Below are 16201 nucleotides of genomic sequence, written 5' to 3'. Positions count from 1 at the left end.
CAATGGGCTTACAACATTAGCGGTCCGGAGCGCTGTTGCGCACGACCTCTTCGGGGGTGGTGACGCCTTCGAACATCTTGATGATGCCGGCGCGGCGAAGCGTGTTCATTCCTAAGCGAATCGCCTCAGCCTTAAGCTCGGCGGTCGAGTAGCCCTGCAGGATGTAGTCCTTGATGGCGTCGTTCATGCCGAGCACCTCGTAGAGTGCGACGCGGCCGCGGTAGCCTGTTTCGCCGCAGGAGGAGCATCCGGCGCCGTGGTAGACCGGGCGGTCGAGCCACTCCTCGGGGACCTCCATCTCGACGAGCGTTTCGCGCGGGACGTTGTAGACCTCTTTGCAGTCGGGGCAGATCCGGCGTGCCAGACGCTGGGCGACGACCACGTTGAGTGAGGCGGTCACCAGGAAGGGCTCAATGCCCATGTTGAGCAGTCGGCTGATCGTGCTGGGCGCATCGTTGGTGTGCAACGTGCTCAGCACCATGTGGCCGGTGAGGGCGGCCTTAATGGCGATCTCGGCCGTCTCGAAGTCGCGGATCTCGCCGACCATGATGATATCGGGGTCCTGGCGCAAGAAGGAGCGCAGGGCGGCAGCGAAGTTCAGGCCAATCGACTCATGCATCTGACACTGGTTGATGCCGGCGAGGTTGAACTCAACCGGATCTTCGGCAGTGGAGATGTTTTCGCTGACTTTGTTGAGGTCGCTGAGCGCGGAGTAGAGCGTGGTCGTTTTGCCGGAACCGGTCGGGCCGGTGACCAGGCACATGCCGTAGGGGCGGTGAATGGAGTCGAGGAAGACTTTGAGGGCTTTTTCGTCAAAGCCCAGCTTGGTCATATCAAGCTGAAGGTTGGATTGGTCGAGCAGTCGCATGACGACTTTTTCGCCAAAGAGGGTCGGCAGGACGCTGACGCGGAAGTCCATCTCTTTGTTGCGGCCCATTTTCAGCTTGATACGACCGTCCTGGGGAAGTCGCCGCTCGGCGATGTCCAGGTTGCTCATGATCTTGAGGCGCGAGGTGATGGCGTTTTTGAGCTTAAGGGGAGGGCGCATCACCTCCTGGAGCACGCCGTCGACGCGGAAGCGCACACGGAACTCTTTTTCGTAGGGCTCGATGTGGATGTCGCTGGCGCCGCGTTTGATGGCGTCGACCAGGATGTGGTTGACCAGTCGAATGACCGGGGCGTCTTCACTGGCGCGGGCCAGATCGTTGACGTCGGCGGCGTCTTCTTCTTCGACGTAATCGACGTCGTCGAGGTCGAGCTCACCGAGGATGGCGTCGTAGTCGATCCCGGCGCTCTCCTCGCCGCCATAATAGCGATAGATGGCCTGCTCAATGGCCGACTCGCTGGCGACGACCACCTCGATGTTGTAGCCGGTCATGAACTTCAGGTCGTCGATGGCGTAGATATTCGACGGATCGGCCATCGCCACCACCAACGTGGCGCCGCTGCGGTTGATGGGCAAACACTGGTGGCGCACCGCGACTTCTTTGCGGATGAGCTGAATGATGTTCTCGGGGACCTCGATCTCGGCCAGGCTGACCGAGGGCACGCCGAAGTGGCGGCTCAAAAAGGAGGTCAGCTCGCCCTCTTCCACAAATCCGAGGCGAGTGAGCTCATATCCCAGGCGACTGCCATCGCGCTTGGAGCGGTCCTGGGCCTGCTTGAGTTGAGATGGCGAGACGAGATTCTCGCGGACGAGCAGCTCTCCGATGCGTTCTTTGGACATGTGTGTTTGCCGTGCAGAGGGGGATCTACCACCAGGGGGGGCGACCTGAGCCGGTCACCGGACGATCAGCTGGGGGAAGACCCGGGTATGAGGTCGAGCGATTGTCGTACGCCTGGATGTGGGAAGCAAATTCTTTCCGGGAGGGTATCAAGCCCGGCAAAATACTGTCAATTTGGCCAGCGCGCTTGCGCGAGCGGTGATTGTGATCACGATCCCGGCGAGTCGTTGAGGGGCTGGAGTGATGTTTCGATGATGGGGTTGCGGGATACAGGTGCGATCCGCAACCCGAAGGATGGTGACGCAGTGAGTGATGGTGAGCAAGCGATGGAAGCGGTGGTCGAGCTCAACGGGCTGACCAAACGCTACGGTGCGTTACGCGCGGTTGATGATGTGAGCTTAAGGATTGAGCCCGGGGAGATCTTTGCGTTGCTCGGGCCAAACGGGGCGGGCAAGACGACGATGATCGGCTGCATCACCGGGCTTATCACCGGGTTTGAGGGGCAGGTTAAGGTGGCCGGGCTCGATGTGGTCAGTAACTACCGGGTGACACGTCGGATGGTGGGGCTTGTGCCGCAGGAACTCAACTGGGATGCGTTCTTTTCGGTGCGTCAGGTGCTGGAGTTTCAGGCGGGGTACTTTGGCGTCAAACCCACGCGCGATGAGATCGACGCGCTGCTCGACCAGTTCTCGCTCCTGGAGAAGGCCGACGCCAACACCCGCTGGCTCTCGGGGGGAATGAAGCGTCGCCTGATGATCTGTAAGGCGTTGATGCACGACCCGGTGGTGCTCTTCTTAGACGAGCCGACGGCTGGCGTAGACGTGGAGCTGCGTGATGAGCTCTGGGGCTATGTCGAAGCGTTGCGGTCGCGGGGCACCACGATCGTGCTCACGACGCATTATCTGGAGGAGGCCGAGAAGTTGGCCGACCGCGTGGGGATCATCAATCGGGGGAGGTTGCTGCGCGTCGATGAGCGCGAGGCGTTGATGGAGAAGTTCGGTCGGCGTCATGTGGAGGTGCAGCTGCGCGAGGCCCCTTCGGCGGCGGTGCTGGAGGCGTTGGGGCAGCATGACGTGGAGGTGCAGGGGCGGACCCTCCGGTTGAATGACACACGGGCCGGTGGCGACGAGGAGGGGGGCGAAGAGGTCGACTATATGTTGAAGACTCTGGTGGGAGCTGGCGCGTCGATTGTGTCGGTGGAGGGAGGGCGGAGCTCCCTGGAGTCGATCTTCCGGGAGGTGCTTCACGAAGATGCCGACGCGTCGTCGAAGGGGGCGTCATGAGCGCGAGTCACGACAGGCGAGAGAGCACGCCGGAGGAGGGGCGTAAGGCAGCGCGGCAGGCGGCGTTGGAGAAGATCGCGCGTAGTAGGGAGGTGGCTCAGGGGCGCCAGCTCATCGGGGCGTGGACGCTCTTCTATAAGGAGATTTTGCGCTTCTGGACGATCGCCGGCCAGACGGTGATCAGCCCCGTGATCACGACGATGCTCTATTTTCTGGTGTTCGGGTATTCGCTGGGCGACCGACTCCAGGAGATCCGCGGTGTGCCCTACGTGGACTTTCTGGTGCCGGGGCTTGTGATGCTGGCGTTGATCACCAATGCGTATATCAACTCGGCGTTTTCGCTCTTCATTACCAAGGTACACGGCACCATCGTGGATCTTCTGGTGACGCCGCTGACCTACGTGCAGTTTCTGGGGGCGTATGTGGCTGCGGCGATGGTGCGGGCGATGCTCATCGGGTCCATCATCTGGATCGTGGCCTGGTTGATGGGGGCCTCACCCTTCTATTCGGTGCCTGTGGCGCTGGTGTTTATGGTGCTGACCTCGATGGCCTTTGCGTTCATCGGGGTGGTGGTCGCGATCCTGGGCGAGGATTTTGATCATATTAACCTTTTGCCCAACTTCCTGATCACGCCGCTGACCTTTCTGGGCGGGGTGTTTTATTCGATCGAGATGTTGCCGGCGCCCTGGGATAGCGTCTCGCTCTTCAATCCGGTGCTCTACATGGTCAACGGGGTGCGTTACGGGATGGTGGGCGTCTCGGATGTGTCGGTGTGGCAGGGAGCGGTGTTGTTGCTTGTGCTCAACGTGATCTTTGGTGGGCTGGCGTTGTGGCTGCTCAAGACGGGCAAGAAGTTGCGAGATTGAGCCGGGTAGGGGGGCAAGAACGAGAAAAGCGCGTCTCGAATGAGACGCGCTTTTCTCTGGAGTAGCGGGGACAGGATTCGAACCTGTGACCTTCGGGTTATGAGCCCGACGAGCTACCTGGCTGCTCCACCCCGCATCACGGTCAGCCTCTTACGTTCTAAGTGCCGACCTTTGTGTAACAAGTAGCGGGGACAGGATTCGAACCTGTGACCTTCGGGTTATGAGCCCGACGAGCTACCTGGCTGCTCCACCCCGCATCAAGGCTGGCAATGATGCATGTGCCAGACCTGGTGTTTCGAGTAGCGGGGACAGGATTCGAACCTGTGACCTTCGGGTTATGAGCCCGACGAGCTACCTGGCTGCTCCACCCCGCATCACATGTCAGCACCCCACAAGGGCTGACGATTCAATTGTAAGTAGCGGGGACAGGATTCGAACCTGTGACCTTCGGGTTATGAGCCCGACGAGCTACCTGGCTGCTCCACCCCGCATCAAGGCTGTCTGACATCGACACCCTCTGCGTCCCAGGGAGGCGGAACCTAAGGGAGGGGCCGGTAGGTGTCAAGCAGCATTGTGAAAGAAAGATGCGAAGAGCTTATTTGTTACGGTTTTTGCGCTTTTTAGCGCGGTGATCGGGGAGATCGCCGCGGTCGATGGCTTCGCGCTCGCGTTTCTGGGCACGTTTGGAGAGCTGCGCCCGCTCGGGGATCGTGGCTTCGACTTCGCCGTAGAGGTCGAGGACCTCGGCGTGGGTCAGCGAGCGGAAGGTGCCCGAGGCGATGCCGTCGATGGTGAGCGGTCCGATGGAGATGCGGCGCAGCTTCATGACGGGGCGCTCGATGGCTTCGAGCATGCGACGAATCTGGCGGTTTTTGCCCTCGCGAATGACGATCTCCAGCCAGGTGTTGCGCCCGTTATCCCGAATCAGGCGGACCTGGGCCGGCGCGGTGACCTCGCCCTCACCGATCTCCACGCCGGTGCGCAGCGTTTCAAGCTCGGGGCTGCTCTCGGTGAGCAGGCCACGGACCTTGACGGCGTAGGTCTTGGCGACCTCGTGGGAGGGGTGGGTGAGGAGGTTGGTGAGCTTGCCGTCGTTGGTCAAAAGCAGCAGGCCTTCGCTGTCCCAGTCCAGGCGGCCGACCGGCCAGACCCGCGGCATGGAGGCCGGCAAAAGATCGACGACGACCGGGCGGCCCTCCGGGTCGGTGAGCGAGGTGATGTAGTTGGCCGGCTTGTTGAGCAAGACATAGATGTAGCTCTCGGGCAGGCGCACCACCGAGCCCTGGAACTCGACGGTGTCGCGAGAGGGGTCGACCTGGGTGCCGAGCTCTTTGCAGACCTTGCCGTTGATCTTGATGTGGCCGGCGAGCATATGCTCTTCGGCTTTGCGCCGGGAGCAGACGCCGGCTTTGGACAAAAACTTCTGGACGCGCATTTCTTGGGCCATAACAGGTATTCCGGGTCAGGCAGATCGCAAAGGATCGGGGTGAGGCGACGGGTTCAGGCGGGCCAACTTCGAGGCGGGCCGGGCTATTCCTGGTCGTCAGAAAGGGGAGCAAGCTCGTCGGGGGCGTGGTCGATCTCGACGTCGGCCTCGGGATCTTCGAGCTGGTTGTGCATCTCAATAAGAGCCTGAAGTTCGCTGGCTTCCAGGGTGGGAAGCTCGCCGATACTCTCCAGGCCGAAAAAGTCTAAGAAGCGGGGGGTGGTGCCGTAGAGGTTGGGTTTTCCGATGTCGTCGAGGCGTCCGACGACTTCGATGAGCTGAACCTCCTGGAGGGTCTGAAGGACACCGGAGGAGTTGACGCCGCGAATCTCATCGATCTCGGCGCGGGTCAGAGGCTGGCGGTAGGCGATGATGGCCAGAGCCTCCATCGCCGCCCGCGAGATACGCACCGGGCGGGTCTCAAAAAGTTTGCGGATCGCCTGGCCGATCTCGGGATCGGGGTTGGTGCGAAGCTGGTAACCGCCGGACATGCGCACCAGGTGGATGCCGCGGTGGGGGCCGGCGTATTCAAGCTCCAGCGCGCGGAGCACTTTGTGGAGGGCTTCGGCCGAAGCGGCGGGCAGCGCGTCGCGGAAGCGGTCGAGCGAGAGGGGCTCTTCGGCTGCAAGCAGCAGGGCTTCGACACGGGCGCGCGTGGTCTGTTCGTCGAGGATCTCAGTCATGGTGTGCTGTCGTAAAACTCAAGCGTCTGGCTGACTTCGACGATGTCGATGACGGCGCGCTCGATGATGAGGGTGTCAGGTCCGCCCAGGCGAGATTGGAAGAGCTTGATCATGCGCAACTTCGTCATCTCCAGGAGGGCCAGAAAGGTGGTGACGACGCGGTGGCGGGTCAGGCGGCCTTCGCTGAAGAGGGACTCAAAGGAGATGCGGGGCTCATCACGCAGGATCGAGGAGATTTCCAGGACCATGCCGCGCAGGGTGAGTTTTTCGCGGGTGATTTCGTAGGCCCAGGTCGGCTCTTCGCGTTGCTTTTCGATGACGCGGCGCAGGGCGTCGACAAGGTCGGAGATGTCGGCTTCGCGCAACTTCGGGGGGCCGACCTGCTTGCGTTCTTCGCGTGCTTTGGGGGCGGCCAGAAAGAAGTCGCGCTCAAGCTGGGGGCGATCGTCGAGTTGTTCGGCGGCCCATTTGAAGACTTGATACTCAATGAGGCGGCGCACCAGCTCTTCGCGGGGATCGGGGCCGAGTTCGTCGTCTTCCTCTTCGGGGTCGGGAGGAAGGAGGGTGCGAGACTTGATGTAGACCAGGGTGGCGGCCATCTCCAGCCACTCCCCGCCGACGGTAAGATCGAGGGCCTGGAGCTGGTCGAGGTAGCGCAGGTACTCGGCGGTGATCAGGGCGATGGGAATGTCGAAGATGTCGACTTCGTGCTCGCGGATCAGGTCGAGGAGAAGATCCATCGGGCCCTGGTAGCTCGGCAGATCGAGGCGAAGCTCAGGGGGGACCTGGGCGTTGTCTGCGGCGCGGGGGCCGCCGGGGGCGCTCTTCATGGCGTGTGTGGCGAGTCAGGCTCGCGGGTGGTGGTCGTCGTAGAGGCGTTTGAGGCGCTCACGGGCCACGTGGGTGTAGATTTGGGTGGTGTTGATATCGGCGTGACCGAGCAGGGCCTGCACGATGCGCAGGTCGGCTCCGCGTTCCAGCAGGTGGGTGGCGAAGCTGTGGCGCAGCTTATGCGGGCTGATGGGTTTGTCGATGCCGGCGAGCTCGGCGTAGCGTTTGATGTTCTTCCAGAAGGCCTGGCGGGTCATGGCACCGCCGCGGCGGGTGACAAAGAGCGCCGGTGAGGCGCCGGGTCCGCCAGCGTTGGCCAGAAGTTGGCCACGCGCCTGGTCCTCATACTCAGCGAGCGCCTCGATTGCAACCTCACCAAGGGGCACCACGCGTTGTTTGGATCCTTTGCCGACCACGCGCACGTAGCCGGCATTCAAATCGACCTCGCGAATGAGCAGGGTGACGAGCTCGGTGACGCGCAGGCCGGTGGCGTAGAGGACCTCCAGCATGGCCCAGTCGCGCAGACCCTCGGGGCTGGAGCGGTCGGGGGCGTTTAGCAGGGCTTCGACCTCATCGAGCGTGAGCACAGTGGGGACGCGGGTGCCGTAGCTGGGGGCGTCGACGTGGGCGGTGGGGTCGCGTTCGAGCGTCTGGTTGCGGCGCAAGAATTTGAAGAGCCCCCGCACGCTGGAGAGTTTTCGGGAGATCGTGCGCGTCTTCACCGATTCGCCGAGCTGGTGGGCGAGGAAAGCGCTGATGTCGGCGTCGCTGATCGCCTCGATATCGGGGCTGGGGCGGGGGGCGTCGCTCTCGGCGTCGGTGAGGAAGTCGACAAACTGGCTTAGATCGTTGCTGTAGGCCAGGATCGTGTTTTCGGCGAGGTTACGCTCGACTTTGAGATGGAAGAGGTAGCTGTCGATCGCTTCGTCGAGCTTCATAGGGCCTCCGAAAACCAAAGGAGTGCGGGTGGTGCGTGGGGCGATGGTGCCGTCCGCAGGCTAAGCGGGCAGCCGTCGCAGGGCAAGGCCGGCAACCGATGAGGCCAGGTGATAAGGGCGTTGCCTCAGTTCTCAGGCAGCCGACTTAAGGCGTCTTCGATGGCGGCAACGACCTCGGCGCTGCGCTTGGCGGAGAGTTTTCCGCCGTGGGCTTCCTCGACGTAGAAGTTGTCGATGGCCTGACTTCCGAGCGAGTCGATGCGGCTGACGCGGGTTTCGACACCGGCCTCCCAGAGCGCGCGGGTGATCTGGTAGAGCAGGCCCAGGCGGTCGGGGGCGCGAACTTCAATGACGGTGAAGAGTTCGCTGGCGTGTTCGACGACCCGCACCTCGGTGGGAACCTGCGGGATGGGGCGGGGTGTGAGGCGTCGCTCGTCGAAGCGTTGCTGGAGGAGTTCGTCGACGTCGAGGCGTTCTTCGAGCACATCGATGATGCGGGAGGTGATCTTCTCAAGGCGGCGCGGATCATCGACGGCGCGGGGCTCCGAGACCGGCAGAGCGGCCGGGTTGAAGTGGGCGATGTGGAAGATGTCGAGCGTGCGCCCGCTGGCGGTGGAGACGATGTCGGCGGCCATGATGTTAACGCCGGCGCTGGAGAGGGCGCCGGCGATGCGGGCCAGGGTACCGGGGGTGTCGACGGTGGAGACGATGATCTCGGTGATGCCGCGCTCGGGCAGCGGTGCAAGCTCGACGGCGACGCCCTGGATGCGGGTTTCCACATCGTTTCGGCGGGCCCGGGTGTAGGCGGCGAGCTGACGGGCCAGGGCGTCGGGCTCGGCGTGCAGAAGATGCTCCTGGGGAAGATCATTGAGGAAGGTGTCGAGATCGATGTCTTCCATCGGGCAGTCGCTCAGATCCTGGATGCGGCGCTCCAGGCGCTGGCGAATGCGCCGAAGTCCGCGTGGATCGGCGCGGTGGCGCTCATCGCCTTGCTCAAGCGCCTCGCGCAGGCGACGGTAGAGTTCCATGAGCAGGGTGGCGTTCCAGTCGTTCATCACGTCGGGGGCCACCGTGGACATGTCGCAGAAGGTCAGGGCGGTGAGCAGGTTGAGGGTGGCCACATCGCCCAGGCGTTCGGCGATCTCGTCGACGACATGTGGGTCAGAGAGGTCGCGGCGGCGCGAGGTCAGGCTCAACGTGAGGTGCTCGCGGACGAGCATCGCCAGAAGATCGACCTGGGCTGCCTCCAGACCCAGGCGAGGGCCAATGGCCTCCATAAGGACGGCACCTTTGCGGCTGTGATCGCCGCCGCGGTTTTTGCCGATGTCGTGAAAGAGGCAGGCCAGCAGAAAGACTTCGGCGTCGTGGATGCTGGAGGCGACGTAGCGGAAGAAGGGCCAGCGGCCGGCTGCACCCGGCGCGCCGTTGAGGAGTTCGCGGCCGAGCTCCAGACATTTCAGAGAGTGAACGTCGGTGGTGTAGACGTGGTAGACGTCGTGCTGGACGTGGCAGACCAGAGGATCGAACTCGGGGACGGTGCGCGTGAGAATGCCCAGATCCAGCAGACGTTGGGAGGTGCGCGAGGAGGTTGTGGGCGAGGTGAGCAGCGCGCGCAGGCGGTGGGAGCGCGCAGGCGAGCTTTCATCACCCAGCGGCCAGGTGCCGACTGCGGCCTCCATCGCCGACTCCAGGCGCGGGTCGAGCAGCGCGTCGTGGGTGCTGGCCAGGCTGAGAGCTTCAAAAACTTCGTCGGCGCTGAGGATGTCGTGGTGATGGTCAGGAAGTTGAATGACATCGCCCATCATGTCAAAGCTGCTCAGTTGTCGCGCCGGTCCGGGGGGGCTTGAAGCCGACCAACGACGCAGCATGCGCTCACAGGTCACACTGACGGCGCGGGCCTGCCAGTAGTATGCCCGCATCAGCGACTCCACCTGGGGGTTGAGACGCTGGCGGTCCTGGTCGTCGGTGGGGCGGTGGTGTTCGGCGATGGCGTGCGGGTCGACCGTTTCGAGGTGTTGGGGAGATTGCAGGCGAAGTTCGTCCAGGCGCACCAGAAGTTCTTGATCACTGAAGGTGAGGCGGTCTGTTTTGCGGCCGTGAATCAGGTGCAGGGCGTTGCGGACCCCGAGGATGGCGTCGAGGCGGTCGATGTAACGCAGGCGTTGCTCTTCGGTCCAGCCGACATCATCGCGGGTCTGGGTGCGGGCGTCGATCTGCCATCGGCAGCGCGCGGCCCAGCCGATGCAGTTGAGATCGCGCATGCCACCTTCGCCGTTTTTGACGTCGGGCTCGAGCAGGTAAACGGTCTGGCCGTGACGAGCGACGCGCTGGCGGTGGCCTTCGAAGAGTTGCTCGACAAAGGAGGCGCCCTCGTCGTCGCCGCGCAGATGTTCGATGGCAGCGTGGCGATCGGCGGCGCGGGAGGCCGGGCCGGCCAGCGGGCGAAGATCGATGAGCGCGATGGCCGTACGCGGATCTTCGGCGAGCGCCTCAGGGGTCTGGGCGGGGGTGCGCACGGCGTGGCTCAGGCGAAGGCGCGGCGCGCGCGACCATGCCATCAGACGCTCGACGGCCAGCGAGAGCTCCTCGCGCTCAAGCCAGGCGTCGTCGTTGAGGGCGATGAGCACGTCGATATCGCTGTGGAAGGCGAGCTCGTCACGGCCGTAGCCGCCGGTGGCGTGAAGCGATGCGGCTGTACGAAGCTCCTCGCTGAGAGCCTGCCCCCAGAGAGCTCTAAGCCAGCGGTCGGTGACGGCGCGAAGACGTGCGGCGATCTCCAGTCCGCCTGCGCCCATCACGATGGCACGGGCGATGGTGTGGCGCGCGGCGATGAGCTCGTCGTTGGCGCGCGTGACCGCCTCGGGTATGGCCAGGGGGCTGGAGTGCGTCACTGAGAGGGCTCCGAAAGAAAGAAAGGTCGACTGGCGGGGCTGGTCGGCGTTGTCGGGTCGATGTTAAAGGTGCGCGGCGTCATCGCCCCCCCAACCCTTTGCTACGCAAGCAGGAGAGAAGATGTCTTCGATCGCCTCACAGCCTACCCCCATCGCCTGTCCGAGGCTCTGCGCCGACCTCCCCGGGCTCGCCGGCACCCTTAAGGCAAGCGCTGAGGACTTTGTGGTCGAGGAGATCGCTGCCTATGAGGCCAGCGCTCAGGGCGATCATCTCTTTGTGTGGGTCGAAAAACGCGACCTCGATGGTGCGAGCCTGCTGCGCAAGATCGCCTCGCATTTTGGCATAGAGGAAGCCGAGGTGGCCAGCGCAGGCACCAAAGATCGGGTGGCGGTGACACGTCAGTGGCTCTCGGTACCGGCCGAGGTTCTGGGCGGCCGCGCGCCCACCGAGGTGGTCGGCGAGGTGGAAGGGGGAATTCGCATCCTGGATGCGGCGCTGCACACCAACAAACTTCGCACCGGGCATCTGGCCGGCAATCGTTTCGAGCTTCGGGTACGCGATCTTGAGCCGCTTGATGACGGCCATCAGGTCGATGTCGGGGCGCGCATCGCGGCGATTGAAGCGCGCCTCAAAGCGCTGGGGGTTCCGAACTTCTACGGCTCGCAGCGCTTCGGGCGTCAGGGGCAGAACCTCTTCCGAGGACTGCGCTGGCTGCAGGGAGGCCGTGCGCCGAAGGGGCGTTTCCAGCGCAAGATGGCGGTGAGTGCGGTGCAGAGTGAGATCTTTAACCGTGTGCTCGCCCGGCGGCTGGAAGAGGGGAGCTGGCGAAAGGCGCTCGACGGCGATGTGTTTGAGAAGCTCGACAGCGGCGGGCGCTTCTGGGTGGCTCCCGATGAGTTGGAGGAGGTGCAGGGGCGCATCGATGCCGGTGAGCTTGTGATCACCGGACCGATGCCCGGCTACAAAGAAGGGGTGGCCGGAGCGCAGACCGGTCGTCTTGAGCAGGAGGTGCTCTCGGAGCTGGGCCTTGAGGTGGAGATGTTTCGCGCCGCCGGGAAGATGGGCAGGGGCGCAAGGCGCGCGCTCACCCTGCCCATGCCCGCGCTGGAGGTGCACATGGAGGAGGCCCGGACCGCACGCATTGCCTTTGAACTTCCGGCCGGCTCCTACGCCACCGTCGTGATGCGCGAGTTCCTCGGTAGAGAGGACTTGGACGAGACTGACCCCGTGTTATGATGGGCCAGATCAGAGCGCGCTCTAAGCGCCCGCCCAGGCGATGACAGACGACGAGGCATGCGGTGATCCGAAGAGAACTTCAGGCGCTTTCGAGCCCACAATTTCAACATCTTGCTGCGCAATGCGGTCTGGAGCTCAGTGAGGTCGACTTCTCGCAGCTCTCCCGGCGCAAGTTACTCGCGCCCTTCGATGCGGTGGGGGGCTATACGCGACTGCATCTCTTTGTGCTGGCGCAGTACCTGGAGGCGGTGCGTCCGGTGCGACATCCCTGGGGCTCACGCGCGGCCGAGCGCACCCTCGATGAGGTCGCGGAGCTGGGCCGGGAGCTCGAAGCGATCTTTGAGGGGTTGATCGAAGGCCATCTCGGGGACGAGCGGCTCTCGCGCGCCGAAAGGGTCTTTCGTGAGCTGGAGCGCTTCCTGGCCAGCTGCGATCCTTTTGGTCCGCTGGGAGAGGTGATCGATCTTCTCAATCCGGGCTTTGTGGCAAAACTCCGCAACCAGGGGCGGCTTTACGCCGAGCTTCGTGGGGCGTCGCGGGCTCTGGCTGAGGCGATCCAGGGGGGGGAGAGCAAGGTCGAGCGCGAGCCGATGACCCGGCCCATGTTTCAGTTCGATGTGGAGGCGGCCGTCCGAACGCCCCCGGTCGATGACCTGCGTTCCACCCAGGTGATCGACGAGGTGATGGAGACCTCTCGGGGAGCGCGCGAGGCGATCGATGAGGTGCTCAGTGCAGCCTCGGAGGTCTCGGAGCATCCCGGGCATCAGGACGACGAAGATGACGACGATGACGACTTTGGTGAGGCCACCCAGATCTTGAAGGCTCCGAACGCGTTTCGGGACGATGATCTTCGCTCGACGCAGGTCATCGAGGTCTCGCTCGATGATATCGACGTGATCGAGGAAGACTCCGATCCCTCGTCGATCAGTGAGGCCAGTGAGAGCAGTGAGGCCGATGAGGAGGAGGGCGAGCTGAGCGAGCAGAGCTCAGAGCCGATCGTGCTGACCGAGGAGAAGTCCGCCCCGGGAGAGGCCGCCGGGCCTGCCCGGGCGTTTCGGCGAGCCTCACAGCCGACCGAGCGCACCCGCGACCTCAATGAGCGCCTGGCGCGTTTGCGGAGCGACCTAAGCGAGGCCGAGGAGCCTCCGCCTCCGGCCGTGGAGAGCGGCGAAGTCAGCGAGGAGCCGACTGCGCCTACCGAGGATCTGGCCGCGCGGATTGCGATCCTCAACGAGCAGCGCGAGCGCTACATCAAAGAGCAGGCCTGGGAGGAACTCGCTGCGCTCTATGAGGACGGCATTGAGCTCTTCTCGGCACCGGCCGAGCGCCAGCAGGTCTTTCTGGTGCTGGCGATGCTCTATGAGGTGAAGTTGCGGCAGAAGGAGCAGGCATTTGATGCGTTTGCTCGGGCGTTTGCCGAGCGCCGTGCCGAGGCCGGTCGGGCTAAAGCGCTGGAGGGGTTGCAGCGCCTGGGACGGGCCGCCAGCCTGCACCAGCGCTACGTGGAGTGGATTCAGACCCAGCTCTCCACGCCGCTGGATGACACCGAACGGGAAGGGCTTCAGAAGGAGCTCTCGCTGGCACTCTTCTCAGACCGCCAGTACCAGAAAGCCTTTTTGTGCTACGCCTCCTTTCTTGCCGATGATCCGGAGCGCAATATCAATCCTGGCAACCTCGCGCAGCTCAGCCGTCTGGGAGAGTACGTGGAGAGCGACGAGGTCGCCGCGTTTTACCAGGATTTGCTCGAGCAGAAGCTCAGCACACCGGTGGCCGGGTTGTTGCGCGAGCATCAGCAGGCGATGCTCAAAGCGGAATAAGTCGGCAAGGGGCCTCTCGCAGGGTGAGCCATCCTCTTGTGATGATGGAGCTTTTGCGGTGCGGGGGGCTGTGATAACAATTCGATACTTGACATCGTTTTTTGAGGTCTTTCTTTGCGCCAGCAGGTATGGGTGCAGGAAGGAACGCGTGTGGTGTCATGTTATCGACGTGCAGGAGCGATGGAGTGCCCTGCACAGCGCAATGCTTCGGCAACGATCAGGAGAGGCCGGTGAAGATTTGCCCATCATGCAACGCCCGTGTGCAACCTCAGGCATCGACGTGCCCTGGCTGCGGGGAGGCCTTTGAGGAGCGTGCCCCCCGACAGACGATGATGGGGATTCCGGCGATCTTCGATGAGGAGAGTGAGGCGGCGGTCCACCAGGGGCGCACGGCAGCCGCGCCGCGCAGCACGCTCTTTGGATTGCCGGCGATCACCGGTGCGGATCTCGATAACAGCGGGGAGCACGAGGCCCGCACGGCGATGGTCTCGGTCCACGATCTTCCCTTTGAGCATGCTGCGCAGGGCTCGGAAGAGGATGACTCGACCCGCCAGGTCGATGCGGCGAAGTTGCGTCAGGCCTTTGAGGCGCAGGAGGTCGACGTACGTGCCACGGCCTTTGGGATGCCCTCACCGCTCACCCCCGACGCGCTTCAGCGTGAGCCCCGGCCGACGCCTATGGCCCGGTCGCAGTCTTCGGACGAGGACCAGGTGATCTCGGCCTGGGGGCTCAGCGAGGAGAGCAGCGAGGAGCTGGCCACACAGGTGCTCTCCGTCACTGATTTTGCCAACCCGGATGCCGGCGGCGGCAGCATGTCGGTGGATAAGAGTGAGGGGGCGCGCAGCGATGGAGGGCGCCTTCATACCCTGATGGGGATGTCGCTGGAGGAGGAGAGCGACCTTATGTCGGGAGGCGGTGCGATGCGCGTGGGTGGCGTGCAGAGTGATGCCGACGATGCGCCGACTCAGGCGATGAGCATGGCACAGCTGCAAGCCGGGGCCGAGAAGTTGACCCGGGGGGCTAGCCTGCGCGATCGTTTGAAGAAGAGCATGCAGAAGGCGGAGCGTACTCCGCTGCCGACGCCTGATGATCTTCGGGTTGATGATCTTCATACCGACGTGATGCCGGGCCAGAGTCGCCAGCCGGCTCCGGGTGAGGCCGGAGAAAATCCCTTTAAACGCTCGCACAACCGGGATACGCCCCGAAGCGGCGTCTATAAGGTGGCACGTCGAGGACGCGAGGCCGGTGGGGAAGGTGTCGGCATGGTGGAGGATTCGGGCGTGCTCGGCACCACCGGAACCTATCAGGTGGGACCTGCGGGCAGTGAGCCGCGTCGCGAGCAGCCTTTCGGCGGCGAGAGCCGGCCGCGTACGGCGTTTCCGACAAGCTCGGCAGGGGCTGCTTCGACGCCCTCAGCGCAGGGCTTGATGCAGCCGGATGCCGACACCGATGTGGGGGCTCCCTCCCTGGCGCAGGCAGCCGGGCCAAACCCCTGGCAGCGAAGCTCCACCGGGCCTCGTTTTGGCATCACGTTGCCCGAGCCTGGAGGAGCGGCGGCAGAGTCGACGATCGACGATGTGCCGGAGCTGGAGGTGGAAGCGCTTGATCCGGTCGCGCCCGAGCCGCGGATGGTGTCTCGGGAAGAGCCGATGCAGCAAGGCCCACAGCGCACTGCGGCTTCCTTTGCCGAAGTCACACCGGTGCCGGGGTATCCGCTGCCGGCAGGAGACGCGAACTTCGGGGCGACACCGGCGCCGGGGTATCTGTCGCCGGCAGGCGATGCCTCCTTCGGGGCGATGCCGGCACCAGGAGCCCCGGTGGCTCAACCTTTCGGGGGGGCGTTCCCGGGTTCTGAAGTGCCGACACATACCCATCAGCCGGGTGCGCCCCAGGCTGTGCATCAGCATGGTCCGGCGGCACCGTCGGCTGCACCAACGCCGGCTGCAAAGACCGCCCATGAGGGGGCCGAGGCGCTGGTGGGCACCTTGCAAAAGGTCTGTGGGTTGATGGCGGGCATCGCCCTGGTCGCTGCCAGCGCGCTCGGTGTGGCTGGTGGCGGGGCGTTGACGGCGTTGACCGTGGTGCCTGTCGTGATGGGCGTGCTGGCGATTCTATTGCCTTTCTTACCGATCTCACGCGGGATCGCGTCGGCCGGGTTCGGCCTGGTTGCGCTGGGAACCCTGGGCGCGGTGGTCGCCAGCGCGCTCGGCGGGAACATGGCACTTGCCCTCTTCGTGCACTTCGGTGGCGGGCTGCTCGCCGGGTTTGCGGCGGCGTTTCCGCTGGTGCTCAAACTTGTGAAACCCTCGTGAGTCTGAGGTGAGCAGAGGGTGCGCGAGCGCGAAAACCTGCTAAGCTATAGGGCCGCTGACGCACTGCGTCGGCGTGGTTCCGGGTGTGCCCGGCAGCTCGACGGGCGAGCGGCCGGGGAAGACCGCCAGCTTA

General features: G+C 64.0%; 11 protein-coding genes and 4 tRNA genes. 5 read left to right on the top strand and 10 right to left on the bottom strand.

Annotated elements, in window-relative coordinates; genetic code table 11:
* Positions 1 to 16 precede the first annotated feature (16 nt).
* Entirely contained in the window at positions 17 to 1726 is a 1710-nt protein-coding gene (gene pilB, locus EA187_RS10375) for a type IV-A pilus assembly ATPase PilB (RefSeq protein WP_115603759.1), read from the bottom strand.
* Positions 1727 to 1975: 249 nt separating this feature from the next.
* On the opposite strand from pilB, the gene EA187_RS10370 reads away from it, so the two are divergent.
* A complete protein-coding gene (locus EA187_RS10370) occupies positions 1976 to 3007 on the top strand; it encodes an ABC transporter ATP-binding protein (RefSeq protein WP_206524250.1) in 1032 nt (343 codons plus the stop codon).
* A complete protein-coding gene (locus tag EA187_RS10365) occupies positions 3004 to 3873 on the top strand; it encodes an ABC transporter permease (protein WP_127780215.1) in 870 nt (289 codons plus the stop codon). The genes EA187_RS10370 and EA187_RS10365 overlap by 4 nt, the downstream gene beginning before the upstream one ends.
* Positions 3874 to 3935: 62 nt before the next feature.
* Here EA187_RS10365 and EA187_RS10360 read toward each other — a convergent pair.
* The 9 genes from EA187_RS10360 to EA187_RS10320 all read right to left on the bottom strand — a co-directional run bounded on the left by EA187_RS10360 (position 3936) and on the right by EA187_RS10320 (position 10702).
* A tRNA-Met gene (locus tag EA187_RS10360) sits at positions 3936 to 4009 on the bottom strand.
* A 47-nt stretch (positions 4010 to 4056) separates the two neighbouring features.
* Positions 4057 to 4130 (bottom strand) — tRNA-Met (locus EA187_RS10355).
* A 43-nt stretch (positions 4131 to 4173) separates the two neighbouring features.
* Positions 4174 to 4247 (bottom strand) — tRNA-Met (locus EA187_RS10350).
* A gap of 43 nt (positions 4248 to 4290) precedes the next feature.
* Positions 4291 to 4364, bottom strand: a tRNA-Met gene (locus tag EA187_RS10345).
* Between the two features lie 104 nt (positions 4365 to 4468).
* Positions 4469 to 5320, bottom strand: coding sequence for a pseudouridine synthase (locus tag EA187_RS10340; protein WP_115603761.1), 852 nt, complete (start codon positions 5318 to 5320; stop codon positions 4469 to 4471).
* 83 nt (positions 5321 to 5403) lie between these two features.
* The gene (gene scpB / locus EA187_RS10335) at positions 5404 to 6042 is read right to left on the bottom strand and encodes an SMC-Scp complex subunit ScpB (RefSeq protein ID WP_115603762.1); all 639 of its coding nucleotides are present in this window, start codon (positions 6040 to 6042) and stop codon (positions 5404 to 5406) included.
* Positions 6039 to 6872 carry a segregation and condensation protein A gene (locus tag EA187_RS10330; RefSeq protein WP_115603763.1) on the bottom strand — a complete coding sequence of 278 codons (834 nt, stop codon included), beginning with the start codon at positions 6870 to 6872 and terminating at the stop codon, positions 6039 to 6041. The genes scpB and EA187_RS10330 overlap by 4 nt, the downstream gene beginning before the upstream one ends.
* A 15-nt stretch (positions 6873 to 6887) precedes the next feature.
* Positions 6888 to 7811 (bottom strand): site-specific tyrosine recombinase XerD, encoded by a 924-nt coding sequence (gene xerD, locus EA187_RS10325; protein ID WP_115603764.1) that lies wholly within the window; start codon positions 7809 to 7811, stop codon positions 6888 to 6890.
* Positions 7812 to 7936: 125 nt separating this feature from the next.
* On the bottom strand, positions 7937 to 10702 hold the full coding sequence (locus EA187_RS10320; RefSeq protein WP_127780214.1) for a [protein-PII] uridylyltransferase family protein: 2766 nt from the start codon (positions 10700 to 10702) through the stop codon (positions 7937 to 7939).
* 121 nt (positions 10703 to 10823) lie between these two features.
* On the opposite strand from EA187_RS10320, the gene truD reads away from it, so the two are divergent.
* The 3 genes from truD to EA187_RS10305 all read left to right on the top strand — a co-directional run bounded on the left by truD (position 10824) and on the right by EA187_RS10305 (position 16068).
* On the top strand, positions 10824 to 11939 hold the full coding sequence (gene truD, locus EA187_RS10315) for a tRNA pseudouridine(13) synthase TruD (protein WP_127780213.1): 1116 nt from the start codon (positions 10824 to 10826) through the stop codon (positions 11937 to 11939).
* A 62-nt stretch (positions 11940 to 12001) separates the two neighbouring features.
* The gene (locus EA187_RS10310; protein ID WP_127780212.1) at positions 12002 to 13756 is read left to right on the top strand and encodes a hypothetical protein; all 1755 of its coding nucleotides are present in this window, start codon (positions 12002 to 12004) and stop codon (positions 13754 to 13756) included.
* A gap of 230 nt (positions 13757 to 13986) precedes the next feature.
* Positions 13987 to 16068 carry a hypothetical protein gene (locus EA187_RS10305; protein ID WP_127780211.1) on the top strand — a complete coding sequence of 694 codons (2082 nt, stop codon included), beginning with the start codon at positions 13987 to 13989 and terminating at the stop codon, positions 16066 to 16068.
* Positions 16069 to 16201: the final 133 nt, after the last annotated feature.

Source organism: Lujinxingia sediminis, assembly GCF_004005565.1.
Lineage (GTDB): Bacteria > Myxococcota_A > Bradymonadia > Bradymonadales > Bradymonadaceae > Lujinxingia > Lujinxingia sediminis.
The sequence above is the reverse complement of the archived record's forward strand: the minus strand, read 5'-3'. Positions and strand labels throughout refer to the sequence as shown.